Source organism: Streptomyces krungchingensis (assembly GCF_054729265.1).
The window spans coordinates 5,572,784-5,587,162 of sequence record NZ_JBPUKY010000001.1 but is presented as its reverse complement, the minus strand read 5'-3'; the positions used below and the strand labels follow the sequence as shown (position 1 = coordinate 5,587,162).

Annotated in this window: 12 protein-coding genes; 5 read left to right on the top strand and 7 right to left on the bottom strand. The window is 70.4% G+C overall.

Annotated features, from left to right (window positions below):
• Positions 1-37 precede the first annotated feature (37 nt).
• Positions 38-1,333 carry an MFS transporter gene (locus ACSYGO_RS24610; RefSeq protein ID WP_432172886.1) on the bottom strand — a complete coding sequence of 432 codons (1,296 nt, stop codon included), beginning with the start codon at positions 1,331-1,333 and terminating at the stop codon, positions 38-40.
• Positions 1,330-2,061: a GntR family transcriptional regulator gene (locus ACSYGO_RS24605; protein ID WP_426677014.1), complete on the bottom strand. Its 732-nt coding sequence runs from the start codon at positions 2,059-2,061 to the stop codon at positions 1,330-1,332. Before ACSYGO_RS24605 ends, ACSYGO_RS24610 begins: the two co-directional genes overlap by 4 nt.
• A gap of 201 nt (positions 2,062-2,262) precedes the next feature.
• Here ACSYGO_RS24605 and ACSYGO_RS24600 point away from each other — a divergent pair, with 201 nt between their 5' ends.
• Entirely contained in the window at positions 2,263-3,159 is an 897-nt protein-coding gene (locus ACSYGO_RS24600) for a D-alanyl-D-alanine carboxypeptidase family protein (RefSeq protein ID WP_426677015.1), read from the top strand.
• A 91-nt stretch (positions 3,160-3,250) separates the two neighbouring features.
• Here ACSYGO_RS24600 and ACSYGO_RS24595 read toward each other — a convergent pair whose 3' ends face one another.
• From ACSYGO_RS24595 to pdhA, 4 genes are all read right to left on the bottom strand, one after another.
• Entirely contained in the window at positions 3,251-3,796 is a 546-nt protein-coding gene (locus tag ACSYGO_RS24595) for a hypothetical protein (RefSeq protein WP_426677016.1), read from the bottom strand.
• Between the two features lie 317 nt (positions 3,797-4,113).
• Complete coding sequence (locus ACSYGO_RS24590) at positions 4,114-5,529, bottom strand: dihydrolipoamide acetyltransferase family protein (RefSeq protein WP_432186264.1); 1,416 nt, start codon at positions 5,527-5,529, stop codon at positions 4,114-4,116.
• Between the two features lie 10 nt (positions 5,530-5,539).
• On the bottom strand, positions 5,540-6,520 hold the full coding sequence (locus ACSYGO_RS24585) for an alpha-ketoacid dehydrogenase subunit beta (RefSeq protein ID WP_095935502.1): 981 nt from the start codon (positions 6,518-6,520) through the stop codon (positions 5,540-5,542).
• Between the two features lie 2 nt (positions 6,521-6,522).
• The gene (gene pdhA, locus ACSYGO_RS24580; protein ID WP_426677019.1) at positions 6,523-7,776 is read right to left on the bottom strand and encodes a pyruvate dehydrogenase (acetyl-transferring) E1 component subunit alpha; all 1,254 of its coding nucleotides are present in this window, start codon (positions 7,774-7,776) and stop codon (positions 6,523-6,525) included.
• Between the two features lie 413 nt (positions 7,777-8,189).
• Between pdhA and ACSYGO_RS24575 the strand changes: the two genes are divergently transcribed.
• The 3 genes from ACSYGO_RS24575 (at position 8,190) to ACSYGO_RS24565 (ending at position 10,602) form a co-directional block, all read left to right on the top strand.
• A complete protein-coding gene (locus ACSYGO_RS24575) occupies positions 8,190-8,855 on the top strand; it encodes a response regulator (protein WP_460387653.1) in 666 nt (221 codons plus the stop codon).
• Between the two features lie 111 nt (positions 8,856-8,966).
• On the top strand, positions 8,967-9,494 hold the full coding sequence (locus ACSYGO_RS24570; protein WP_460387651.1) for a pyridoxamine 5'-phosphate oxidase family protein: 528 nt from the start codon (positions 8,967-8,969) through the stop codon (positions 9,492-9,494).
• A 103-nt stretch (positions 9,495-9,597) separates the two neighbouring features.
• A complete protein-coding gene (locus ACSYGO_RS24565) occupies positions 9,598-10,602 on the top strand; it encodes a phosphotransferase (protein ID WP_432172943.1) in 1,005 nt (334 codons plus the stop codon).
• A gap of 140 nt (positions 10,603-10,742) precedes the next feature.
• On the opposite strand, the gene ACSYGO_RS24560 is transcribed toward ACSYGO_RS24565, so the two are convergent.
• Entirely contained in the window at positions 10,743-12,302 is a 1,560-nt protein-coding gene (locus ACSYGO_RS24560; protein WP_426677022.1) for a protein kinase domain-containing protein, read from the bottom strand.
• A gap of 379 nt (positions 12,303-12,681) precedes the next feature.
• Between ACSYGO_RS24560 and ACSYGO_RS24555 the strand changes: the two genes are divergently transcribed.
• A complete protein-coding gene (locus tag ACSYGO_RS24555) occupies positions 12,682-14,313 on the top strand; it encodes a protein kinase domain-containing protein (protein ID WP_426677023.1) in 1,632 nt (543 codons plus the stop codon).
• Positions 14,314-14,379: the final 66 nt, after the last annotated feature.

Genomic DNA, 14,379 nt, shown 5'->3' with positions numbered 1-14,379 from the left:
GCGTCCCGGCCGGGTCGCGGCCAGGGGGTTTCGTCCCCTAGGCCGGCACGTGCACCGTCTCCACCCGGCTGGCGACCAGCCGTTCCCGCTCGCGCCGGGCCACCCGCCCGCGGAGCCGGAAGATCTGGCTCAGTCCGACGGCCTGGAGGACGAACACGGCGGCGAAGGCCACGCGGTAGTTGTCACCGGTCGCGTCGAGCAGCACGCCGATGGCCAGCAGGGTCGTCATGGAGGCGACGAAGCCTCCCATGTTGGTGATGCCGGATGCGGTGCCCTGCCGCTCCGGCGGGTTGGCCGGCCGGGCGAAGTCGAAGCCGATCATCGAGGCCGGTCCGCAGGCCCCCAGCACGGTGCACAGCACGATGAGCACCCACATCGGCGCGCGGTCCCCGGGGTAGGCGAGCGTGCCGGCCCAGACGACCGCGGTCGCGGCCACCGTGCCGAGTGCCAGCGGCAGCCGTGCCGAGTGGTGCCGGGCGACGATCTGCCCGTACACGAGGCCGACCACCATGTTGGAGAGCACGACGAGCGTCAGCAGTTCGCCGGCGGTCGCGCGCGAGAGTCCTTGTGCCTCGACGAGGAACGGCAGGCCCCACAGCAGCAGGAACACCATCGCCGGGAACTGTGTCGTGAAGTGCACCCACATCCCGAGCCGGGTGCCGGGTTCCCGCCAGGACGCGGCGATCTGCCGGCGCACGTACGCGGAGCCCCGGTGCGGGAAGGGCTCCGGGTCGTGGCCGTCGGGGTGGTCCTTCAGGAACAGCAGCAGGAGCACCAGCACGACGACTCCGGCGAGCGCGCTGCCCGCGAACGCGGCGGTCCAGCCGACCCCGTGCAGCAGCCGTGCGATGACGAGGGTCGAGACGAGGTTGCCGGCCATGCCGACCAGGCCGGCGAGCTGCGCGACCAGCGGGCCGCGGCGGGCGGGGAACCAGCGGGTGCCGAGCCGCAGCACGCTGATGAAGGTCATCGCGTCACCGCAGCCGAGCAGCGCGCGCGAGGCGAGGGCCGTGCCGTAGGAGGGGGAGAAGGCGAAGCCCAGCTGTCCGGCGGTGAACAGCAGGACTCCGATGGTCAGCACCTTCTTGGTGCCGAGCCGGTCGACCAGCAGGCCGACGGGTATCTGCATGCCCGCGTACACGAGGAGCTGGAGGATCGAGAAGGTGGACAGTGCCGAGGCGTTGACGTGGAAGCGGTCCGCCGCGTCGAGGCCGGCCACTCCCAGTGAGGTCCGGAAGATGACGGCGACGAAGTAGACGGCGACGCCGATGCCCCAGACGGCGATGGCGCGCCGTCCGCCGGGCGGGTCGCCGGGGAGGGTCGCGGTGCTCATCGGACCTCGCCCCGCGCCAGGTTGGAGAACCAGCTGACGTGCCGGTGGATGATGTCGACGACGGCCTCGGCGTCACCGGAGCGCAGCGCTTCGAGGATCTCCTCGTGCTCGGTGAGCGTCTTGGTGATCCGGTCGGGGTGGGCGTGCATCACGGCGACTCCCATCCTCAACTGCCGGTCGCGTAGCTGGTCGTAGAGCCGGGAGAGGATCTCGTTGCCGCCGCTGCGGACGATCTCGGCGTGGAAGCAGCGGTCGGTGACGGCGGCGCCCGCCAGGTCTCCGGCGGCGGCCTGCTCCTTCTGCCGTTCGAGGAGTTCCTCCAGCCGGGCGATGAGCTGCGGCGGGGCCGGGAGGGCCTTGCGTGCGGCGTGCTCCTCGACGAGCTGACGGGTCTCGACGACGTCCGCGATCTCCTGGGCGGAGACGGGCAGGACGAGTGCGCCCTTCTTCGGGTAGAGCTTGATGAGCCCTTCGACCTCCAGGCGCAGCAGGGCCTCGCGCACGGGTGTGCGGGAGACGCCCACGGCCTCGGCGAGCTCGCCCTCGGTGAGCAGCGTGCCGCCCTCGTAACGGCGTTCCAGCACGGCCTGCTTGACGTGTGCGTAGACGCGGTCGGCGGCGGGCGGCTGTTTCACGGGCTGCTTCACGTCCTGCTGCGCCCGCTCGGCGGGCCGGTCGGCGGAGTCGTGCACGTGCGGGTCGGCGGGCGCGGGCGGAGCTGAGGGCATGCGCACATCATAGATACAACACGTACGCATGCTGCCGGACGTTTCAGCATGCGGACCCCGAAGCCCCCTCATGTAACCCAGGTCACACAATTCCCACCCCATCGCCGTACATCCCTTTGCGCGCCTCAAGAGTCCGTACGTGAGACGGCACTCTCATGTGCCGACCTCCCAGGGGCATTTCGCGCATTCGGAGCGTTCATTTTGATTACCGGCATTAAGGGCACGCGTTTCCGCAGGGCCGCCGCTGTGACCGTCACGACCGGCGCCGTCCTGGCGGCCGGAGCCTTCGGCGCGGCACCCGCGGGCGCCGTGACCACGCCCACGATCGCCGCCAAGGGCGGCTACGTGATGAACAACGGCACGGGCACGACCCTCTACACCAAGGCCGCGGACACCAGGCGTTCCACCGGCTCCACCACCAAGATCATGACGGCCAAGGTGGTGCTGGCCCAGTCGAACCTGAACCTCGACGCCAAGGTCACGATCCAGAAGGCGTACAGCGACTACATCGTCGCCAACAACGCCTCCCAGGCCCACCTGATCGTCGGTGACAAGGTCACCGTCCGTCAGCTCCTGTACGGGCTGATGCTGCCCTCCGGCTGCGACGCCGCGTACGCCCTCGCCGACAAGTTCGGCACCGGCACGACCCGTGCCGCCCGCGTGAAGTCGTTCATCGGCAAGATGAACGCCAGCGCGCGCAGCCTCGGCCTGACGAACACGCACTTCGACTCGTTCGACGGCATCGGCCACGGCTCCAACTACTCGACGCCGCGCGACCTGACGAAGCTCGCCAGCAGCGCGATGAAGAACTCCACGTTCAAGACGATCGTGAAGACGCAGAACACCCGGCAGAAGGCCACCACCAAGAGCGGCGGCTACCGCTACTACGACTGGGAGAACACCAACAAGCCCCTGCTGACCGGCTACAGCGGCACCATCGGCGTCAAGACCGGCTCCGGCCCCGAGGCCAAGTACTGCCTGGTCTTCGCCGCCACCCGCAACGGCAAGACGGTCATCGGCACGGTGCTCGCCTCCACCTCGATCACCGCCCGCACCTCGGACGCCAAGAAGCTGCTCACCTACGGCTTCGCCAAGTAGGTCCGCACACGCGCGAGAAGGGGCCCGCCGCGGCACGCGGCGGGCCCCTTCGCCGTTCCCGGGCGGACACTCCCGGTCAGGCCGTTCCCGGTCAGCCGTGCATGAGCGGCGAGCCGTAGAGATCCTTGGTGATCGCGCCCTTGCCGTCACCCTCGATGTCGTAGACGACGGTCGAGTCCGAGGACCAGTAGAGGTCCTTGTTGTACGTCACCGACGGCACGGTGCAGGTGCTCGCGGGACCGGGCTCACCGGGGCCCGAGTAGTTGCTGTTGAACAGGGACGTCCAGTCGCACGTCTTCGACGAGACGACGGTGTCGCTGCCGCCCGAGTCGGAGCGCGACTCGACCCGCGTGGTGATCTTGAACGAGGTGAACCTCTTGCCGTTGTCGATCACCTGGTCGTCGACGATGTTCCAGGTGACGTTGCTCGACGCGGTCATCTTCCCCGAGGTGACGTCGGCACAGTTCTCTATGTAGTACGTCGTCGCGGGCTTCTGGCCCGGGAAGATGATGTCGAACTGATGGGTGAACGCGTCCGAGCAGCTGCTCACCGCGGCCGCCGGGGAGGCGAAGGCGATACCGCCGGCGAGCGCGCCGCCCACGAGCGCGAACGTGGCGAGAGACTTTCCGACCGTCAAGGGAATTCCTTTCGAGAAGGGCCCACGTCCGTAAGAGTGGGCCCGCCGCAGCATTTCCGCGTCGGCGGGCACATACGGGATGACGGTTCGGCGCCGGGTTCTTCGAGACCCGGCCGGGCGCGCGGAGTTCGGCACGTCCGCAGCCCCTTCCCCCGCTTTTCCCCCCGCCCTGCGCCGGATGGTTGGTCGTACCTCCCGACGGAGGTGATCTTAGGCAGCCGAAGATCGGGAAATGTAGGGGAATTCGCAGCTTGGCTCATTTACGCCAAAGGGGCGCCCCTCTCCTTCGAGAGGGGCGCCCCTTCAGGCGTTCCGGGTCACGCCCAGCTGATCAGCCGCTTCGGCTGCTCCAGGATCGCCGCCACGTCGGCGAGCACCTTGGAGCCGAGCTCGCCGTCGACCAGGCGGTGGTCGAAGGAGAGCGCCAGCGTGGTGACCTGGCGGGGCTTGACCTTGCCCTTGTGCACCCAGGGCTGGAGCTTGATCGCACCGACCGCGAGGATCGCGGACTCGCCGGGGTTGAGGATCGGCGTGCCCGTGTCGACTCCGAAGACACCGACATTCGTGATGGTGACGGTGCCGCCCTGCATCGCTGCGGGCGACGTCCTGCCCTCGCGCGCCGTGGACACCAGCTCCGCCAGCGACTCGGCCAGCTGGGGCAGCGTCTTGCCGTGCGCGTCCTTGATGTTCGGGACGATCAGTCCGCGGGGCGTGGCGGCGGCGATGCCCAGATTCACGTAGTGCTTCTGGACGATCTCCTGGTTGGCCTCGTCCCAGGACGCGTTGACCTCGGGGTTGCGCTTGATCGCGACCAGCAGGGCCCGGGCGATGAGCAGCAGCGGGTTCACCCGCAGCCCCTGCATGCCGTAGACCTCGGGGGACTGCTTGATCTCCTCGACGAGCTTCATCGTGCGCGTCACGTCGACCGTCACGAACTCGGTGACGTGCGGCGCGGTGAACGCCGAGCCGACCATCGCGGCCGCCGTGGCCTTGCGGACGCCCTTGACCGGGATGCGGGTCTCGCGCGCCGCGTCGTGGGCGACGGCCGGCGCGGGCGCCTGGGCCGGGACGGGAGCCGGGGCCTCCGTCACGACGGGCGCCTGAGCGGGGGCCGGGGCCACCGCCGCGTGCACGTCCTCGCGCGTGATGATGCCGTCCGGGCCCGACGGGGTGACCGTCGCCAGGTCGACGCCGAGGTCCTTGGCGAGCTTGCGGACCGGGGGCTTGGCCAGCGGGCGCTCCTTGGCGGCCTGGCCGTGGCCGTTGAGCTCGCCCTGGATCGCCGCGGCCGCGGGGAACTCGGCCTGCTGGGCCGGGACCTCGGTGCCCTTGCGGGGGCGGCGCTTGGTGGAGGACTCGGCGACGCCGTACCCGACGAGGACCGGCTTGCGGCCCTCGGACTTGGGTTCCTCGGCGGCAGGAGCCTCCGCGGGGGCCGCGGCCGGTGCGGGAGCCTCCGCGGCACCGCCGGACACGTCCACCGCGATGATCACCTGGCCCACGTCCACCGTCACCCCCTCGGGGAAGCGGAGTTCGCGGACCACACCGTCGAACGGGATGGGCAGCTCCACGGCGGCCTTGGCGGTCTCGACCTCGCAGACGACCTGGCCGTCCGTGACGGTGTCACCGACCTGGACGTACCACTTGAGGATCTCCGCCTCGGTGAGCCCCTCGCCCACGTCGGGCATCTTGAACTCGCGGAGCCCCGACGCGTTCTCAGTCATCGTCGTCACGACCCTCTCCTCAGTACGCCAGCGAGCGGTCGACGGCGTCGAGCACCCGGTCCAGGCCCGGAAGGTACTCCTCCTCCAGGCGCGCCGGCGGGTAGGGGGCGTGATAGCCGCCGACCCGCAGGACGGGTGCCTCCAGGTGGTAGAAGCACCGCTCGGTGATCCGGGCGGCGATCTCCGCGCCCGTACCGAGGAAGACCGGGGCCTCGTGCACCACGACCAGGCGGCGGGTCTTCTCGACCGAGGCCTGGACGGAGTCGAAGTCGATGGGGGACATCGAGCGCAGGTCCAGGACCTCGATCGACTTGCCCTCCTCCTCGGCCGCCGCGGCGGCCTCCAGGCAGACCTTCACCATCGGTCCGTACGCGGCGAGGGTCAGGTCGGCGCCCTCGCGCACCACACGCGCCTTGTGCAGCGGGCCCGGGATCGCGTCGGTGTTGACCTCGGCCTTGTCCCAGTAGCGCCGCTTCGGCTCGAAGAAGATCACCGGGTCGTCGCTCTGGATGGCCTGCTGCATCATCCAGTAGGCGTCGCTCGCGTTCGACGGGGAGACCACCTTCAGGCCCGCCACGTGCGCGAACAGCGCCTCGGGGGACTCGGAGTGGTGCTCGACGGCACCGATGCCGCCGCCGTACGGGATACGGATCACGACGGGGAGCTTGATCTTGCCGAGCGCCCGCGCGTGCATCTTGGCGAGCTGCGTGACGATCTGGTCGTACGCCGGGAAGACGAAGCCGTCGAACTGGATCTCCACGACCGGGCGGTAGCCGCGCAGGGCCAGGCCGATCGCGGTGCCGACGATGCCGGACTCGGCGAGCGGGGTGTCGATGACCCGCTCCTCGCCGAAGTCCTTCTGCAGACCGTCGGTCACCCGGAAGACACCGCCGAGCTTGCCGACGTCCTCGCCCATGATGAGGACCTTGGGGTCGGCGTCGAGGGCCGTGCGCAGCGATTCGTTGATCGCCTTGGCCAGCGCCATCTTTTCCGCAGCCATCGTTACTTGCCCTCCCCTGCGTCCGCGAACGACGCCTGGTAGGCGGCGAACTGGGCTCGCTCCTCGTCGACGAGCGCGTGCCCGTCCGCGTACACGTTCTCGAAGATGGCGAAGTGGTCCGGGTCAGGCATGGCCCGGACGACGTCGCGTACTCGCTTGCCCAACGCTTCGCTCTCGGCCTCGAGTTCCGCGAAGAATGCCTCGTCCGCGTGGTTCGAGGCCTCCAGGTAGGTGCGCAGGCGCAGGATCGGGTCCTTCGCCTCCCACGCCTCGCGCTCCTCGTCGGCCCGGTACTTCGTCGGGTCGTCGGAGGTCGTGTGCGCGCCCATACGGTACGTGTACGCCTCGACGAGGGTGGGGCCCTCGCCGCGGCGGGCGCGCTCCAGCGCCCACTTGGTGACCGCGAGGCAGGCCAGCACGTCGTTGCCGTCGACGCGGACGCCGGGGAAGCCGAAGCCCTGCGCGCGCTGGTAGAGCGGCACGCGGGTCTGCTTCTCGGTCGGCTCGGAGATGGCCCACTGGTTGTTCTGGCAGAAGAACACGACGGGGGCGTTGTAGACCGCGGAGAAGGTGAAGGACTCGGCGACGTCGCCCTGGCTGGAGGCGCCGTCACCGAAGTACGCGATCACGGCCGAGTCCGCGCCGTCCTTGGCGACGCCCATGGCGTAGCCGGTGGCGTGCAGCGTCTGCGAGCCGATGACGATCGTGTACAGGTGGAAGTTGTTGCTGTTCGGGTCCCAGCCGCCGTTGTTCACACCCCGGAACATGCCGAGCAGGTTGGTCGGGTCGACCCCGCGGCACCAGGCGACGCCGTGCTCGCGGTAGGTCGGGAAGACGTAGTCGTCCTCACGGGTGGCGCGCCCGGAACCGATCTGGGCGGCCTCCTGGCCGAGCAGCGAGGCCCACAGGCCCAGCTCGCCCTGGCGCTGGAGGGAGGTGGCCTCGGCGTCGAAGCGGCGGGTCAGCACCATGTCCCGGTACAGGCCGCGCAGGTCCTCGGGGGTGATGTCGGCGACGTACGGGTCGTACGTGGCGTCCTTGACCCGCTTGCCCTCCGGGGTCAGCAGCTGAACGAGCTCGGGCCCGGCGCCCGTCGTGCCGGGCGACTTCTTGGCGGCCGCGCCGGTGCGCTTGCTCGCGGCGGTCTTCCTGCCGGTCGCGCCGGCGCCCTTGGTACCGGTCGTCCCGGTGCTCGCGGCGCTCTTCGTACCGGCGCTGCTTCGCGGCTTGCGCGCGGCAGTGCTCTCCACGGTCACGTGTGCTCCTCCGTCGGTCCGGCCCCCGGGGTTGCCGGGTGGCTGGGGATCCCCCTTGCCCTTTTCCGAGCTCGGGGGAGCGGCTCGCCTGTTCCGGTTCCCGTGCACGGGGTGGGTGCCACTCGGCCGGGAACAGGCGTGACAGGTGCCCCGGCGAGCGCCCTGCAACAGCCACGTTACCCAGTGCTTCACAATTCTGTGAAACCCCTCCTGACCTGCGATTTTTGTAGGAATTCCAAGTACTTTCAAACGTGGAATTCCTACTACATCAAGTCGTGGGGAACACCTGCTGGTCACAGCACTGGTCACAGGCCTTGCAAGGGGCCGGAACACGGGCACGTTATCCCGGCCACCCCGGAGACGGGAAGAGTTCACTTGGGGCAATGCCGATGACCATGTGTGACACTGACACCGTGCACCAAACCGGGAAAATCACCGTATTTCTCCTCGACGACCATGAGGTCGTCCGGCGTGGCGTCCATGAGCTGCTGTCCGTCGAGGAGGACATCGAAGTGGTCGGCGAGGCCGGTACCGCGGCCGACGCGCTGGTGCGGATTCCGGCCACCCGCCCGGACGTCGCCGTCCTGGACGTACGCCTGCCGGACGGCAGCGGTGTGGAGGTCTGCCGCGAGATCCGGTCCCGGGACGAGGACATCAAGTGCCTGATGCTGACCTCGTTCGCCGACGACGAGGCCCTGTTCGACGCGATCATGGCCGGGGCCTCGGGATACGTCCTGAAGGACATCCGCGGCGACGAGCTCCTGTCCGCCGTGCGCGACGTCGCGGCCGGGAAGTCCCTGCTCGACCCGGCGGCCACGGCCCGCGTCATGGCGCGGCTGCGCAACGGCGGCACCAAGGACGACGGCAAGCTCGCACAGCTCACCGATCAGGAACGCAAGATCCTCGACCTGATCGGCGAGGGACTCACCAACCGCGCCATCGGCGAGCGGCTCCACCTCGCCGAGAAGACGATCAAGAACTACGTGTCGAGCCTGCTGGCCAAGCTGGGCATGGAGCGGCGCTCGCAGGCCGCCGCCTATGTGGCCCGCAAACAGGCGGAGCGGCAGCACAGCCGCTGAGCGCGGACCCGGCCGGCCCGCGCCGCCGGCCGCCCATTCGGGACCTATGGCCCCTGCATGAGGGGCGGGCGCCCCTTTTTTCGCCGCCCGCGGGTGCCGGAGATTGGGGGCATGCCCACCGACGAACGGCGCGCCGACACGAGGTATGCCGACGACCAGCCCGCCGGAGAGCCTTCCACCGCCACGCGGTCCCGCATCGAGCGGTCCCCCACCGGACAGTCCCCCGCCGACCGCCTCGCCGTGCACCTGATCGGCAGCGCCGAGTACGGCCGTGTGGCCACCAGCAAGCGCGCGCTGCCGCTCCTCGCGCTCGCCCGCCACATCGTGTCGGACGGGCGCGTCCTGCTGCGCATGTCCCGCAGCCTCGGCTATCCGGACGCCTGCGCCGGCAGCGTCGTCGCGTACGGCACCGACAACGTGGGCTCCGCGCGGCCCGGCGAGGCCCTGTGGTCCGTGCAGATCGTGGGTCAGTGCGAGCCGGTCGAGCCGACCGCGGCCCAGCTGGAGCTCTTCGGGCCGGTGCCGCCCCTCGCCGACGGCGAGCCGTACGAGCCGGTCTACCTGGGCATCGAGCCGCGGCTCTGCACCGTCCACTCGGCGGACGGAGGCCTGGAACGGCGATTCCGGCACATCCTGTGACCATCGCGTGATCGAACACGACTGTGTGTGACAAGTACGAGGTCAGAGCCCCTGCTCGTGCCCTACCATCTGGCGCGTGCCGGGCTCATCCGTACCACCCCTCGTGTCTCACGCGCCCCCCTTGGGCGCCCTCCTCCGCCAGTACTCCGCCGGTTCCGCGCTGACCTGCGACCCCGTCGACCAAGGGCTGCTGAACCGCGGCTACCGGCTGTGCACCACCCGGGGCCGGTACTTCCTGAAACACCACTTCGACCCGGAGACCGCCGACCCCGCCGCGATCGCCCGCCAGCACCGGGCGACCCAGCGCCTCGCCGACCTGGGCGTCCCGGTCGCCCCGCCGCTGGCCGGCGCCGACGGACGCACGGTCGCCGTGGTCGGGGGCCACGCGTACGCCCTGCACCCGTGGATCGACGGAGGGCACCGGCACGGCGGCCAGCTCAGCACCGAGCAGTGCACACGCCTGGGGGCGCTCCTGGGCGTCGTACACGCCGGTCTGGAGCGGGTGATGCCGGCACAGGGGCGAACGCCCGCGAGACGGGCGGCCTGCGCCGATCCCGCCGACACCTTCGCGCTCATCGACCGGCTGCTCGCCATGGTGCGACGCCACCGCCCCGCCGACGCCTTCGACGAGCTCGCCCGGCACCGGCTCCTGGAGAGGCGCGCCCTGCTGGAACGGCACGCCGACCGCCGTCCTGCGCACGGCGGTTCGGTCGGCTGGGTGCACGGCGACTTCCACCCCTTCAACCTGCTCTACCGCGACGGGGAACCCGCCGCGATCGTCGACTGGGACCGGCTGGGCGTCCAGCCCCGCGCCGAGGAGGCGGTACGCGCCGCGATGATCTTCTTCGTACGGCCCATCGGTTCGCTCGACCTGACGAAGGTGCGGGCCTACGCGCGCGCGTACCGGCGCACCGCCGACGCCGGCCCCGCCGAACTCGCCGCCGCCGTGCACCGCGTGTGGTGGGAGCGCCTCAACGACTTCTGGATGCTGCGCTGGCACTACGAGCGCGGGGACACCCGTGCCGACCCGCAGTTCCCGGCGGCCTCGGCCCTGGTGATGTGGTGGACACGGGAGTACGAGTCCGTGTGCGAGGCGTTCGCGGGATGACCGGCCGTCCAGGACGCTCCGCACCCGCACGCGCGCGTGCCACCCCGGCAACGGAACGCGCGCGTGCCGCCCGTTTCCGGGCCGCACGCGCGCGTGGACGGTCTTCTCGCCCCGGGGCGGTCAGCCCCGGACGGTCACGCTCAGGGACCCACCCCGTCGGTGGCCCCGGTGCCGCCCTCCGTCGGGTCGACGGTCTCCGTCGGGTCCTGCGTCGGCGTCGTCGGGTCCTCCGTCGGCTCCTCGGTGGTCGGCGTCGTCTTGGTCGGCTCGTCCGTCGGCTCGTCCGTCGGCTGGGCGGTGTCGCTCGCGGAGGGCGTGTACGACGGTGTGTAGTCGGGGTCGCCGCCGGTGGTCGACGAGTCCTCGGTGGACGTGTCCGTCTCCTCGTCGGTGGCCTCGTCGCTCGGCGCCTTGCTCGACCGGTCGTCCGTGCGGGAGTGGGTGGCGCTCGGCGACTTCGTGGTGTCCGTGCCTCCGCCCGCCTCGCCGCCGGTCTTGTTCAGGGCGAGCGCGACACCCGCCGCGATCGCGATCACCGCGAGGACCGCGAGCATCCACAGCTTGCCGCGGCCGCCGCCGCGGTTGCCGTGCCCCTCGAAACCGCCGTCGTCCCCGCCGCCGTAGGGCGGGATGATCGGCGCGGGGATCTGCGTGGTGCCCGACTCCCCGGGATGCGGCAGCGCCGTCGTGCCGGCGAAACCGGAGGCAGGGGTGTGCAGACCCTCGTGCATGGTGACGGGGCCGGTGTTCCAGGTGCCGGTGTGCCCGCCCTGGTCGTAGAGCATCTGGAGGGCGTACTGGACGAGCCCGCGCATCTCCTCGGCCGTCTGGAACCGGTCGTCCGGCTCCTTGGCGAGTGAGCGCATGACCAGCCCGTCGAGCTCCGGCGGCGCCGCGTCCGAGGCCTCGGACGGGGGCACCGGAATGTCCTGGACGTGCTGGTAGACCACCGACAGCGGCGTCTCGCCGGTGAACGGGGGCCGCAGCGCCAGGAGTTCGTACAGGAGGCAGCCGGTCGCGTACAGGTCGGAACGGTGGTCGACGGCCTTGCCGAGCGCCTGCTCCGGGGAGAGGTACTGCGGGGTGCCCATGACCATGCCGGTCTGGGTCATCGTCGACTGCGCGCCGTGCAGGGCGCGGGCGATGCCGAAGTCCATCACCTTCACCGCACCGGTGTTGGTGATGATGACGTTCGCCGGCTTGATGTCGCGGTGCACGATGCCGTGCTGGTGCGAGTAGGCGAGCGCCTCCAGGACCCCGGAGACGATGATCAGCGCCTGCTCGGGGCCCGGGGCCTCGGCGTTGATCAGCAGATCCCGGATCGTCCGGCCCTCGACGATCTCCATCACGATGTACGGGACGACACCGTGGCCGACCACGTCCTCGCCGGAGTCGTACACCGCCACGACCGCATGGTGGTTGAGCCCGGCGACCGACTGGGCCTCACGCGTGAAGCGGGCCTTGGACACCGGGTCCTCGGCCAGGTCGGAGCGGAGCAGCTTGACCGCGACGGTTCGTCCGAGGCGCACGTCCTCGGCCGCGAACACCTCGGCCATGCCGCCCCGGCCGAGTCTGCGGGTCAGCCGATATCGGCCGTCGCCGACCAGCCCGCCGTTACCCCACATCTCCGGCGCATCTGACATACCGCCGCCAGTCGCCTCGGGGTCGGACGGGCCCTGAGCGCGCTGCTGCTGTGCCATCGGTCCTCGCCGTCGTTTCTGCCCGCGGTCTGCGCGGTGGTTGTTACGGTCTCCGTCGGGCCACGCTACAGGCTCTGCGCAAGGCACCGGTCCGGGATGAAAGTGAGATGGACCGGCCATCAAACCCGGCGCGGGTCCACGCGTGCAAATTCTGTGTACCGGGCGTACGCCGGCTGTAACGCTTCCGCGACGCTTCTTTCGCAGACGGTCACGGAACGGGCACCGAACTTGACGTGTCGGTGCCCTGGGGCAGACTTGGCCGGGAATAAGCCAATCGATCACCGAAGACCGGTCGCATCGCAGCAGTCGCGCCGGACAATCGATCACGGACCGCGGGAGCAACCAGCCGCTGCCGCCGCGCCGATGGGGGACGCAGAACATGAGCCAGGACGGCGCACAGGGCCGGTACGCGGGGCGTGCGGTCGCCGGCGGCCGCTACCAGCTGCGCGATCTGCTCGGCGAGGGCGGCATGGCCTCGGTGCACCTCGCGTACGACTCGGTGCTCGACCGACAGGTCGCGATCAAGACCCTGCACACCGAGCTCGGTCGTGAACAGGCGTTCCGTGAGCGGTTCCGGCGCGAGGCCCAGTCGGTGGCCAAGCTCACGCACACCAACATCGTCTCGGTCTTCGACACCGGCGAGGACGACCTCGACGGCATGACCACCCCGTACATCGTCATGGAGTACATCGAGGGCAAGCCGCTCGGCTCGGTCCTCGACGCGGACATCCAGCAGTACGGGGCGATGCCCGCCGACAAGGCCCTGAAGATCACCGCGGACGTGCTGGCCGCGCTGGAGATCAGCCACGAGATGGGCCTGGTCCACCGCGACATCAAGCCGGGCAACGTCATGATGACGAAGCGCAACGTCGTCAAGGTGATGGACTTCGGCATCGCCCGCGCCATGCAGTCCGGCGTCACCTCGATGACGCAGACCGGCATGGTCGTCGGCACCCCGCAGTACCTCTCCCCGGAGCAGGCGCTCGGCCGCGGCGTGGACGCCCGGTCCGACCTGTACTCCGTCGGCATCATGCTCTTCCAACTGGTCACCGGACGCCTGCCGTTCGAGGCGGACTCGCCGCTGGCCATCGCCTACGCGCACGTCCAGGAGGAGCCGGTCGCGCCCTCCTCGGTCAACCGCTCGCTGCCGCCGGCGGTGGACGCGCTGGTCGCCCGCGCCCTGAAGAAGAACCCGAACGAGCGCTTCCCCAGCGCCGAGTCGATGCGCGACGAGTGCCTGCGCGTGGCCCAGTCGTTCCAGGCCGTCGCGCCGAGCATCGTGCCCGGCGCCCAGACGTCGAGCGGCGCGGGCGTCGGCTCCGCCGTCTTCCCGCCCGTCGACCAGGGCACCCCGGCCCCGGGCCCCGTGCAGACGCCGTACCAGCCGGGCCCGTACGGCACGCCGACCCCGGCACCGACGCCGTCCCCCGCGTACGGCTATCCGCAGCAGGGCGGCTACCAGTCGCCCCCGCAGACCTCCGCCTACTCCCCGCAGCAGGGCACGTCGACGCCCCCGCCGTACAACCTGACGCCCCAGACGCCGTCGCCCGCCTCGGGCGGCTCCGGCCGCAAGAGCAACCGCGGCATCGTCATCGGGTCGATCGTGGTGGCTCTCGTCGCGATCGGCGGCCTGATCACGGCGCTCGCGATGAACGGCGGCAGCGACGACAACAACAAGGGCGGCGGCGACGCCAGCAAGTCGCCGACCGTGGTGGCGGGGCACAAGGGTCCGGACACGTCGAAGACGATCGAGACGGAGAAGTGCACCGACCCCCAGGAGTCCTACGACGACCCGGACAAGATCATGGTCCCGGACTTCCAGTACAAGAACCTGAAGTCGGTGAAGTCCTGCTTCCAGGCCGCCGGCTGGCAGATGAAGGTGACCCGCGTCGACGAGAACACCTACGGCGAGGACACGATCATGGATCAGTTCCCCTCCGCCGACACGGACGTCGACCCGAAGAACATGCCGGAGATCGAGCTCAAGGTCTCCTCGGGCGACCCGGCCTGACCCCGGCGACGTCCCGCACCACCACGGCGACGGGCCCGGCACTTCGGTGCCGGGCCCGTTCCGTCT

Excerpts from the sequence above, each read along its gene's own strand:
- ACSYGO_RS24610 (WP_432172886.1), bottom strand. The coding sequence starts at position 1,333 with ATGAGCACCGCGACCCTCCCCGGCGACCCGCCCGGCGGACGGCGCGCC.
- ACSYGO_RS24605 (WP_426677014.1), bottom strand. The coding sequence starts at position 2,061 with ATGCCCTCAGCTCCGCCCGCGCCCGCCGACCCGCACGTGCACGACTCC.
- ACSYGO_RS24585 (WP_095935502.1), bottom strand. The coding sequence starts at position 6,520 with ATGGCTGCGGAAAAGATGGCGCTGGCCAAGGCGATCAACGAATCGCTG.
- ACSYGO_RS24570 (WP_460387651.1), top strand. The coding sequence starts at position 8,967 with ATGCCCACCGACGAACGGCGCGCCGACACGAGGTATGCCGACGACCAG.
- ACSYGO_RS24560 (WP_426677022.1), bottom strand. The coding sequence starts at position 12,302 with ATGGCACAGCAGCAGCGCGCTCAGGGCCCGTCCGACCCCGAGGCGACT.
- ACSYGO_RS24555 (WP_426677023.1), top strand. The coding sequence starts at position 12,682 with ATGAGCCAGGACGGCGCACAGGGCCGGTACGCGGGGCGTGCGGTCGCC.